Here is an 11,133-nt window from a genome sequence, read left to right as displayed (position 1 = left end):
CAATCTCCAGGTTAGTTCTGTATCCATGGATTACGACGCTTTTTATCAGATTTCCGTTGGTTGGAAGCAGCTGCACCCTCTCTGGATGTTTTCCCGGACACGGATACCTTGGATTTATTCTTCAGAGGAGCCTTGCTTGTTCTGCGTTTTGCAGCGGCCGGCTTACTCCCTGCTTGCTTGGACTTCCCTTCCGAATCTGATCCAACCTCTTCAATTGCTACCTGACTTAAGTTAGCGTCTTCACGCCCCCCTTTTTTGCCACCCTTCCCTTGCCCCTGAGGAGGATACATTTCACCAAATGCTCCAAGCGGGGACGGGGGAACCATGTTCTGAGTAGGGTACGGATTCTGATAAGCATACTCAATAGGCTGGTTTGGCATCGTTGATGTGGACATTTCAGGCGGCATACCGTACGAAGGACCGTACATATTCCATGCCGGATCCTGATAACCATGAGAAGGATAAGTATACTGAGGCATATGTGTATGTGAGCCACATCCGCATGGAGGGTACGGAAGCATTGAGTATGGAGATATGAAAGGCGGCTGATGATTCATATGACTAGGTGCTGCATACGTTGGGAATGGACTATTCACTTCGCCAGCTGGCGCAATCGGAAATGAGTTGTTTTGCATGTCTGCGGACAGATTCGGCATAACGTTATTGTGGTTATAACCCTGCTCCGCGCCAGTCCACGGACTGTTAGGCAGATCACTGCCACTATAAGGACTAACTTCCGGAATCCCTGGAAACGACGCATTGTTACTCGCTCCAGCCGTGTACATGTCTTGCTGAGCACCGTACACCTCTTGTACAGGAACCTGGATTTGAGCATAAGGGTGCTCGGCTGGCGCATGATGCAACTTATTACCACAACCACAAGGCTTTTTCGTTGCTGGTGCAACCTCAGTTGGAGACTTTGTGTTGGGCATTACAGGCAAAGGCATAATTTCAGGCGATAGATTAGGCATTGTGTATTTCTTGGATTCTGCTACCGGTTTTACATAAACTTCGGGTTTAACCTCTTCTTTTTTGTGCGTTTCCTTTTCGGGTTTCACTTCAGGAAGCTCCGGTAACTGCGGCAGTACCTCCAGTTCAGGCTTCACATTCGGCTTCTCCGTATTGGCTGGTGGTGGAGCAGGCACCGGAACAGGAACCTCTGCTACCGGAGCAGGGGGAGTTGGCGTAACTGGAGCCGGTGGTTCCGGTTCTTTGACTCCCGTGTATTCCTTACCTTCAGGTGACAACTTTTCATGAGCAGCAATATTGCTGGCACCCGAATTAGATGTGCTGTTTCCTTGTGCGTGAATAGATGGAATATAAACTGTCTCCCCCACCAGCAGAGCATTCGGATTTTTCAACTGTGGATTGGCATTGACCATATCTTTTAAAGGAACTCCCCAGGCTTGTGCCAACTTCCATAACGAATCTCCTTGCTGCACCTTGTGACTGTGGAGCACACCCTCCGGTTTCGGTGTTACTGGCTCGGCAGGGATTTTGACCTTCATGCCAATATCCAGCTTGTCGGGATTTGTGATTTGCGGATTAGCCGCGATCAATTTGTCCAGCGCTACATTGTATTTTTGGGACAGCAGATATAATGTGTCGCCTTTTTTCACCATGTGTATTTTCACAGGGAACTAACCTCCTAGACGTCATACTTGGGCAGTACATTCGCCCATACCGTTACTACATCCTATGCAGAAACCGGGCTAATGACATCAACTAAACAAAAAAAATCCTCCTGTCTCTAAAATCCCCATACGCCAGGTATGCAGAATTTTATCGGACAAGGAGGATTCCTGTTCCCTATGTTATGCAATTCTAACTTAAGATTCCCACACTTTATATCCATCTTTGTCAACAATCTGACGGAATGCTTCCAGCAGTTTCAGCGTTACCGGACCTGCTACTCCCGTGCCAATTGTTCTTCCATCGACTTCATATGCAGCGATAACTTCTGCAGCTGTCCCGGTGAAAAAGACTTCGTCCGCGATATACACATCATGCAGGGTGAATGGTACTTCTTTTAATTCCAGCTCCAGTTCGCCACATAGATCGATAATCGCTTGACGTGTAATCCCTTCAAGTGCTCCGAGATAACAAGGCGGCGTGTACACTACACCATTTTTAATGATGAAGATGTTATCACTTGAACCCTCAGTTACGTAACCTTGGGAGTTCAGCATAATTGCTTCACCAGCACCTGAATAGTTAGACTGGATTTTAACCAGGATGTTATTCAGATAGTTTAACGATTTAATTTTCGGATTCAATGCGTCCGGAATGTTCCGGCGTTGGGATACCGACACGGCTTTCAATCCAGTAAGATACGCTTCCTCCGGATAGATCGCCAATTGCTCCACGATGATGATTACGGATGCCTTAGGGCAACGTAACGGGTCCAACCCCAGATTACCAGGGCCACGCGATACAATAAGACGAATATAACCATTACGCATATCATTGCGGCGCACCGTTTCAGCCATGACTTCCAGCATCTCATCAATGGACAGCGGAATGTTCAAACTAATGGATTTTGCCGAATCATACAAACGATCCAAGTGGGCCTTACATCTGAAAATATTTCCATTATAGATCCGAATACCTTCGAAAATCCCGTCTCCATACAAAAATCCATGATCATACACCGAAACGGTTGCGTTCTCCTTGGTCACATACTGACCATCCAAATAGATCCATTGTTCTGCCACCGATGACTGCACCTCCATAAAATATCCATTCCCTTTACTCCGAAACGTTATTAACCCGTCCATTGTACACCAAATGACAAGCCATTACTCGCTCATTCTACCCCGACTTATGACAACCTTCTAACATTCCCAAACACCATCAGGTCAATTATCTCGAAGGATATGTATAACAAGGATAGCTACCCAGAACACGCACCTGACAATTCAATGCTTCAATCTCTGCCATGGCTGCGGTAAGCAATACCGAATCGACCGTTTCCACAACATCAATGTAAAAATAGTAACTGCCCAATCGTTTCTTCGTTGGACGAGATTCGAGACGAGTCAAGTTCAGCTTCCGCCATGCAAAAGCCGACAATACCTGATGCAACGCTCCCGGTGCATCTTCTGGCAACGTCACCAGCAAGCTGGTTTTTACATGATCCGGTTCACGTGGAATGTTCACAGGTTCATGGCCAATGAGCACAAAACGGGTGTAGTTGTTGTCATGATCTGTAACCCGTTCAGCCATAATGTCCAAGCCATGCTTCTGAGCTGCAAGCTTGGTTCCGATCGCTACCCAGCCCTTACCCGGATTTTTTTTCACAATTTCTACAGCTTCGGCTGTACTGTTCACACCTTCAAGCTCCGCCCCAGGCGAATGCAGCCGAATAAAATTCTGACACTGCGGAATAGCCACAGGGTGAGACATAATCTTTGTGATTCTACCAAAGTCATACTCGCCGCTCTCTGTCTTAAATTCCGAGCCATGTCCAATGACATTCTGGATGGAAGGGTATACCCACTCCGCTTGCATTGGAATGTCGACTTCATTCACAAGCCAGTCCATATGCAGACTAACGGAACCCTCAATTGTATTTTCAATCGGAATGACACTGTATTCTGCATTCCCGCTATCCGTTGCTCTAAACACATCCGAAATCAGCTTGGAATGAAGCAAATTTAATGGTTCCCCGTTGAAAAGGAAATCAATTGCCTCATGAGAGACTGAGCCTTCAGGTAATACTGCAATTCGTTTCATGCATTAACTTCCCCTTTGATTCTGTCCAGAAAAGGACGTTCGTCTTGATCAGGCAGCACGGTTACACCGTCCAAATCCGGATCGAGCCACAGTGCAGAAGCAGATATGCCCTCCCGCTCCATGGTGTCCAGCAAATATTGTTCCAATCCCTCTTTCCGGGTGTCATGACGATCTACCAAAGTCAATACGGTCGGTCCAGCTCCGCTCAGGGCAGCTCCCAACGCTCCATGATCGACGGCATGTTCCAATATCTCAGCCATGCCTGGCACCAATGATGCCCGATATGGTTGGTGAATTCGATCTGACATCGCCTTCTGAATCATATCCAGTCGTCCACTCGCCAAAGCGGCAACGAGCAGTGAGGATCTGCTAATGTTATGCACCACATCAGACATGCCAAATTGCTCTGGAATCACATTCCTTGCTTTTGAAGTAGACAGCTGGAATTCAGGTACAATAACCAAAGCCTGCAGATCCTGGTGTGGTTCAATACGTATATGATCTACCTGTTGACCATTCCATGCAGCCGTAATAATACCGCCATACAGAGATGCTCCCACATTATCAGGATGCTTCTCTAGGGATGTGGCCATATCCAGAAGCTTGGCATCGGATAAAGGAGCGCCAATTAGTACATTCGCTGCTGCCAATGCCCCAACGATGGCTGATGCACTACTCCCGAGCCCGCGCGTGAGCGGAATATCGGAATACATGGAAATCTCCAATTCAGGTAAGGACACCCCGGCTTCATTGAATACCATCTGTGCCACTTCGTAAATCAAATTCGATTTATCTGTAGGCAGGCCTGTCAAATGATTGCCGTGAAGATGAAATGTTGTCTGCTCGGCAGGTTTCATTTCCAACCAGGCATACAAAGACAATGCCATGCCCAGGGTATCAAACCCCGGACCGAGATTGGCTGTGCTTGCAGGTATTTTTACAGTTACCTTTTCACGCAAACTCATACAGATTGCTGCTCCAGTTGTGCAATGGCCGCCATTACTGCTTCTTCCGTATCTTCAACAACAAGTGGCTCAGTCGCTACTGTTTTGATCGCAATATTAGGATCTTTCAGGCCATTACCTGTCAGTACACAAACTACAGTCTCTCCGCCTTTAAAGTACCCTTCACTCTTCAGTTTGTATACACCGGCAAGGGAAGCAGCAGAAGCAGGTTCAGCAAAAATTCCTTCCCGAGAAGCAAGTGTACGATACGCCGTCAGTATTTGTTCATCCGTTACATAGTTAATCTGTCCACCAGATTCCTCAGCTGCAGCTACTGCCGTTTTCCAGCTCGCCGGATTACCGATTCGAATTGCTGTTGCTACTGTTTCAGGTTCAAGGATCGGCTCACCTTTGACAATGGCCATCGCACCTTCTGCTTCGAAACCAACCATACGTGGAAGCGTGCTGGATTTGCCTGCCTCTTTATATTCTTTGAAACCTTTCCAATACGCCGAGATATTCCCCGCATTACCGACTGGAATAGCCAGAACGTCAGGCGCTTCGCCAAGTTGTTCAATTACTTCAAACGCTGCTGTCTTCTGTCCTTCAATCCGGAACGGATTCACAGAGTTTACAAGTGTGATCGGATGTTTGGCTGTGATCTCACGCACAATCTCCAGTGCACGGTCAAAGTTACCATTGATCGCAATCACTTTGGCGCCATAGATCATGGCTTGGGCCAGTTTACCCAGTGCAATGTTGTTATTCGGGATCAGCACAATACAATTGAGACCACCACGTGCGGCATAAGCCGCTGCCGCTGCTGATGTATTACCTGTGGATGCACACATGATCGTGCGACTGCCCTCTTCCAGTGCTTTGGCAACAGCCATAACCATTCCGCGGTCTTTGAAAGAACCCGTAGGATTCAAGCCTTCGTATTTGAAGTAAACATTCAAGCCAAGTTCCTCAGACAGATTCTCTGCATGAATCAACGGTGTATTTCCTTCCTGAAGTGTAAGCAGGGGTGTATTTTCATTAACTGGAAGGTGCTCTCTGTACGTTTGCAAAAGTCCTTGATATCTCATTGTGGGTAAACTCCTTTATGTTTTAATAATCAGAAATGATGACCTGTTGAACCGGACATGATTAACTTATACGTTATAACTGAAATAATTGAGATGCCGTATGGGATAAGGACAATTATCCTTCGACCCGGTAAACACTCTTAATGCGGCGAATGACGCTGAGTGATTCAAAATGTTTTAACACTTTATCCATGCTTGCCTTACTTGCATTATGTGTAACGATAATGATCTCTGCATCCGGGTTGTGCTCATTCGGCTGTTGAACAACCGACGCCAGACTGACATCATATTCTGCGAAAATTTGTGTGATTTGTGCCAATACACCGGCTTTGTCGTCTACGTGTAGTAAAATAAAGTTTTTCGACACGATCTGCTCGTCGCTTTGTAGTCGCTTAATCTTATAAGGCACAATTGCCTTGAGACCGTTCACGCCAAGTTTAAGGTTTTTGGTAACCGCCACAATGTCAGCTACAACCGAAGTTGCCGTTGGGAGTTCTCCCGCACCCGCACCGTAGAACATCGTCTCCCCTACAGCTTCACCATGTACATATACTGCGTTGAACACACCGTTGACTGAAGCAATCGGGTGATTCTGTCTAACCATCGTCGGCTGAACGCTGATCGTGATCTCATCGCCAATACGGTCCGCAATACCAAGTAACTTCATCTCATAGCCCAGTCTTTTGGCATACATAATGTCTTCACGAGTCACGGAGGATATTCCTTTAACGGTTACATCCTTCAACTCCACATTGGTGCGGAAACCGAGTGTACTCAAGATCGCCATTTTGCGAGCTGCGTCAAGTCCCTCCACATCGGAAGTTGGATCGGATTCGGCGTATCCCAGAGCCTGTGCTTCAGCCAGTACTTCTTCATAGGATGCACCCTCCTGACTCATTTTGGTCAGAATAAAGTTCGTTGTTCCGTTCACAATCCCCATAATGCGGGTAATCCGGTCAGAAGAGAAACCTTCAATCAGCGTACGAATGATCGGAATCCCTCCAGCAACACTCGCCTCATAGAACACGTCACATTGTTTTTCCTGTGCCTTCGCCAAAATCTCTGTACCATGAAGTGCCATGAGATCTTTGTTTGCTGTTACGATATGCTTCCCACGTTCCAACGCTTCAAGAATATACTCCTTCGTCTGATCAATGCCGCCCATGACTTCAACGATGACATCAATATCCGGATGACGAATGACTTCCCAAGGATCTTCCGTAAGCTTGGCACGGTCTACAGCAATAACACGTTCTTTCTCTGTATTTTTCACTGCGATCTTCTCGATGACAATCGGCGATCCAACCTGACTGCTCAGATCCTCCTGATTCCCTTCCACAATGCGAACGACTCCCGTTCCGACAGTTCCCAGACCCAACAATCCGACTTTTACTGGTTTCACTAACGATCTACCCCCTAATGTCTATTCTTGTCCGTCAGTCCTGTATGTTAAAGCCTAATTACCCTTGGCCTACAATACGTGTGCGTCTTACTCCAGGCATATCTTGCATTCGATCCAGCATTTCACCGATTTCGCCATGAAGATGTGTTGTTTCCACCGAAATGACAACATTGGCTCTTCCCTGAAGCGGGATACTCTGATTAATTGTGAGTACATTAGCTCCATAACCAGCTACATGTCCAAGCACACGAGACAAGATACCCGACTGATGCTCCAGATCAATGGAGATCGTTACAATTCTCTCGCGCTCAAGCTGGTTGATTAGATGTATTCCATCCTTGTACTTGTAAAAGGCACTCCGGCTTAATCCGACCTTTTCAACTGCCTCATGCACTGTTTTAACATCACCAGAAGCCAGTAGTTCTTTTACCTGCATGGTCTTCACCACTGCCTCTGGTAAAATATCTTCCCGTACTAAGTAATAGCGTTCGTTCACAGAACGTCCTCTCCTCAAAGACTCATGTATTCATATAGTGGACATTATATAGGATCTATGACAAAAGGGCAATACATGACACGCCTATTTTTTGAAATACGTTCCTCACAGTATACAAGTTTCTCCCTCTCCCATGTCAGGAAAAAACAAAAAAACGCAGAGTTGCGGGTCAACTTCCCACTTCTCTGCGTTCCTATATCGATCTGTCTCTCCACGGAAGACGGCTACTTAGTAGTAACTGCTGCCTTCCACGAATTCGAATTCAAAGTCTCCAATACGCACGATGGTGCCTTCTACAGCTCCGCGCTTACGCAACTCAGCGTCCACACCCATATAACGCAGTGTACGTGCGAGTTTCAATATTGCTTCATGTGAGTTCAATTGCATCCGTTTCATCATGCGATCAATCTTGGCACTTTCGACAACGAACATTTCATTCTCACGCACAATTTTGAAACCATCGTCTTCTTTTTTGTCCAGACTGTATACTTTACGTTCAGATACATCTGCTACCTCTTCAACCACTCGTTCATCTGGAACCTGATCCAACAGATCAGCGGCACGATACAAGAGCTCTTGAATCCCTTTACGAGTCAAGGATGAAATTGGCATCACTTCAATATCAGGTTGAGCTTCACGAACTTGCTGTAAAAATTGCTCCAGGTTCGCTTCAGAGTCTGGCATATCCATCTTGTTAGCTGCTACAATTTGCGTTCTCTCAGCGAGAAGCGGATTGTACAACTTCAATTCGTCATTGATTTTCTGCCAGTCTTCAAAAGGATCGCGTCCTTCCGAACCCGACATATCTACGACATGAACAATAATACGAGTACGCTCAACATGACGCAGGAACTCATGTCCCAGTCCGACTCCTTCATGCGCACCTTCAATCAGTCCAGGCAAATCGGCCATGACAAAGCTTCGGCCTTCTCCTACACCGACTACACCCAGATTCGGTGTAATGGTTGTGAAATGGTATGCCCCGATCTTTGGCTTGGCTGACGAAACGACAGAAAGCAATGTGGATTTCCCGACACTCGGGAAACCAACCAGACCAACATCTGCCATAACTTTCAGTTCGAGTACGATGTAACGCTCTTGTCCTTCTTCACCATTCTCGGCAAGTTCAGGTGCAGGATTGTTCGGTGTAGCAAATCGGATGTTACCCCGTCCGCCCCGACCACCACGAGCAATAACAACCTGTTGACCGTGACGTGTCATATCCGCCAGTACTTCTCCACTGTCTTCATCCAAAATGATTGTTCCTGGTGGAATGCGCACAATCATGTTCTCCGCGTTTGCACCATGCTGACTTTTGTTACGTCCCTTCTCACCACGTGGGGCCTTGAAGTGACGCTGGTAACGGAAATCCATCAACGTCCGCAAACCTTCATCCACGCGGAAAATGATGTCAGCTCCTCTGCCTCCATCGCCCCCGGCAGGTCCGCCGTTTGGTACATACTTCTCACGACGGAACGAAATAATTCCGTCCCCTCCGTCTCCGGCTTTTACATAAATCTTCGCTTTATCTACAAACATTGGTTAACCCCTTCTTCCTATATTCCACACGGCATTCTGAATTGTATAAACGTATCCTCAGACGGAATCTGCTCCGTTCTGACTTTTTTTCCTTTGAGTACGGCAGTAAGCTGCCGCAGTGTTTCCGGATCGGGTGTTTGATCCCCATCCAGTCGGACAACCACATCTCCATGATCCTGTCCGAAGTTCAAGGTCAGTTTGCGAACCTCTCCCCAAGAAGACCGGCCGCCGCCATATTGATAGGCCCTGATTGCATCAGCAATCGCCCCGGTAAGTGACTCGCCATCCTCGGGAGAGACCAGAGCACTAAGCTGCAACTCATCTTCTATTTCCACATGCAAGTCCAGCGCGATTCCACTGGCGCGAAAAGACTGAAGATAAAATACGAGGGAAGGAATGCCTAATCTGGAGATTCGGCTTTCTTCTGTAACCCGCTCTTTTATTCTTTCCACACATTGCAAGGATTTATCAAGTTTGCCCAGCCGAAGATATCCATATAACACCTGAAGGTCGTTCATCCAGTCGTGTCGATGATGATTTAATGAAGCAATTGCTGTTTTTTCCATGGATTGTATGATGGCTCTGCGTTCCGCCTCCGCCTGTTTCTTCATCGCATTCACAGAAATGAGCAATACTGCGACGGACCACAATGCGCACACGACGCTTGAGATCATCGCCGGATACAACATAACGAAAACCAAAGGAATCAGAAGTGAACATGCCGCAATCCACGGCACTCTTTTCCAAGATTTCATGGCTTCTCCCCGTTCTACAAAACTCGGTTGGTCTACACCCACCGTAACCAAGTATAACATGTCTTTTCTGCCAGTTCATTATCGAATAACCGTAGAATACAAAAAACCTTCGGCAAAAATGCCGAAGGCTCCTTAGGCGGAATGCCGATATTACGCTTCTACTGCTGCTGCTACAGGAGCAACATTAACAGGATAGATGCTTACTTTTTTGCGATCGCGTCCCCAACGTTCGAATTTTACAACGCCGTCGATTTTCGCGAACAAAGTGTCATCTTTACCGATGCCAACGTTAGTTCCTGGGTGAATTTTCGTTCCGCGTTGGCGAACGAGAATGCTACCACCAGTTACAGTTTGACCATCAGCACGTTTAACACCCAGACGTTGAGCATTACTGTCACGTCCGTTCTTCGTGGAACCTACACCTTTTTTCGATGCGAATAACTGAAGATTTAATTTCAACATGATTGGTTGTCCTCCTTCTTTGCTTATTTGAATTGCTGTATTTTAATATACTTCCCGTATGACTCTGCAATATTAGAGAGCATAACCACCATGGATTCGAGTAACAATTGTACCTGGGACCAGGTTTCCCCTCTCTCTAACAAAGGTAAAGAACCGCTTAAAAAGCCATTCTTCATCTTGGCATCCATTTCGACACCGGTCAATGTTTCAATCGAGTTCACCGTACCCACTGTAACAGCGGATACCCCGGCACATACGATGTCTTCTCCCCGCTTGGCAAAATTAGCATGCCCTTCGATAGAAAAACGTTCGATGTTCCCGTCCTCATCACGAAAGATTTGAACGATAATCACTTATCGCACCTTCTTTACGCTTTGATTGTTTCGATAGTTACTTTAGTGTACGGTTGACGGTGACCTTGCTTCACATGGTAGTTCTTTTTAGGTTTGTATTTGTATACGATAACCTTTTGTCCTTTGCCATGTTTCTCCACTTTAGCCGTTACAGTAGCTCCGGAAATCAATGGTGTACCTGCTGTCAAACCTTGATCGTTAGATACAGCCAGGACACGGTCGAACGTTACGCTTTCGCCATCGTTCGCAGTCAATTTCTCGATGAACAGAACATCGCCCTCTTGGACTTTGTACTGTTTGCCGCCTGTTTCAATAATTGCGTACATTTGCCTTGCACCTCCTCATGTCTCAGACTCGCC

General features: G+C 46.7%; 12 protein-coding genes and 1 other annotated feature (1 of these 13 cut by a window edge). All 12 genes read right to left on the bottom strand.

Going from position 1 to position 11,133, the window contains the following annotated elements:
* Positions 1 to 11 precede the first annotated feature (11 nt).
* The 12 genes from ACDJ59_RS01920 to rplU all read right to left on the bottom strand — a co-directional run bounded on the left by ACDJ59_RS01920 (position 12) and on the right by rplU (position 11,100).
* Positions 12 to 1,634 (bottom strand): LysM peptidoglycan-binding domain-containing protein, encoded by a 1,623-nt coding sequence (locus ACDJ59_RS01920; protein WP_413407450.1) that lies wholly within the window; start codon positions 1,632 to 1,634, stop codon positions 12 to 14.
* A 195-nt stretch (positions 1,635 to 1,829) separates the two neighbouring features.
* Entirely contained in the window at positions 1,830 to 2,714 is an 885-nt protein-coding gene (gene ilvE, locus ACDJ59_RS01915) for a branched-chain-amino-acid transaminase (RefSeq protein ID WP_413407449.1), read from the bottom strand.
* 148 nt (positions 2,715 to 2,862) lie between these two features.
* On the bottom strand, positions 2,863 to 3,735 hold the full coding sequence (gene pheA, locus ACDJ59_RS01910) for a prephenate dehydratase (protein ID WP_413407448.1): 873 nt from the start codon (positions 3,733 to 3,735) through the stop codon (positions 2,863 to 2,865).
* Positions 3,732 to 4,700 carry a homoserine kinase gene (thrB, locus tag ACDJ59_RS01905; RefSeq protein WP_413407447.1) on the bottom strand — a complete coding sequence of 323 codons (969 nt, stop codon included), beginning with the start codon at positions 4,698 to 4,700 and terminating at the stop codon, positions 3,732 to 3,734. The genes pheA and thrB overlap by 4 nt, the downstream gene beginning before the upstream one ends.
* A complete protein-coding gene (thrC, locus tag ACDJ59_RS01900) occupies positions 4,697 to 5,767 on the bottom strand; it encodes a threonine synthase (RefSeq protein WP_413407446.1) in 1,071 nt (356 codons plus the stop codon). Before thrC ends, thrB begins: the two co-directional genes overlap by 4 nt.
* A 115-nt stretch (positions 5,768 to 5,882) precedes the next feature.
* Entirely contained in the window at positions 5,883 to 7,169 is a 1,287-nt protein-coding gene (locus ACDJ59_RS01895; protein WP_017692626.1) for a homoserine dehydrogenase, read from the bottom strand.
* Between the two features lie 58 nt (positions 7,170 to 7,227).
* Positions 7,228 to 7,665, bottom strand: coding sequence for an ACT domain-containing protein (locus ACDJ59_RS01890; RefSeq protein ID WP_211084557.1), 438 nt, complete (start codon positions 7,663 to 7,665; stop codon positions 7,228 to 7,230).
* Between the two features lie 228 nt (positions 7,666 to 7,893).
* Positions 7,894 to 9,204 carry a GTPase ObgE gene (obgE, locus tag ACDJ59_RS01885; RefSeq protein WP_413407445.1) on the bottom strand — a complete coding sequence of 437 codons (1,311 nt, stop codon included), beginning with the start codon at positions 9,202 to 9,204 and terminating at the stop codon, positions 7,894 to 7,896.
* 17 nt (positions 9,205 to 9,221) lie between these two features.
* Positions 9,222 to 10,019, bottom strand: a complete 798-nt coding sequence (locus ACDJ59_RS01880) for a Spo0B domain-containing protein (RefSeq protein WP_413407444.1) — start codon at positions 10,017 to 10,019, stop codon at positions 9,222 to 9,224.
* A gap of 90 nt (positions 10,020 to 10,109) precedes the next feature.
* Positions 10,110 to 10,421, bottom strand: coding sequence for a 50S ribosomal protein L27 (rpmA, locus tag ACDJ59_RS01875; protein WP_017692622.1), 312 nt, complete (start codon positions 10,419 to 10,421; stop codon positions 10,110 to 10,112).
* Positions 10,422 to 10,444: 23 nt separating this feature from the next.
* On the bottom strand, positions 10,445 to 10,774 hold the full coding sequence (locus ACDJ59_RS01870; RefSeq protein WP_036605912.1) for a ribosomal-processing cysteine protease Prp: 330 nt from the start codon (positions 10,772 to 10,774) through the stop codon (positions 10,445 to 10,447).
* A 14-nt stretch (positions 10,775 to 10,788) separates the two neighbouring features.
* Positions 10,789 to 11,100 (bottom strand): 50S ribosomal protein L21, encoded by a 312-nt coding sequence (gene rplU / locus ACDJ59_RS01865; RefSeq protein WP_017692620.1) that lies wholly within the window; start codon positions 11,098 to 11,100, stop codon positions 10,789 to 10,791.
* A gap of 14 nt (positions 11,101 to 11,114) precedes the next feature.
* Positions 11,115 to 11,133: a sequence feature (ribosomal protein L21 leader region), on the bottom strand; it runs 66 nt beyond the window's last position.

The sequence above is a fragment of the Paenibacillus amylolyticus genome (assembly GCF_047302515.1).
Taxonomy (GTDB): domain Bacteria; phylum Bacillota; class Bacilli; order Paenibacillales; family Paenibacillaceae; genus Paenibacillus; species Paenibacillus amylolyticus_G.
Note: the sequence above shows the minus strand (reverse complement) of the source record. Positions and strands in the feature narration are given on the sequence as shown.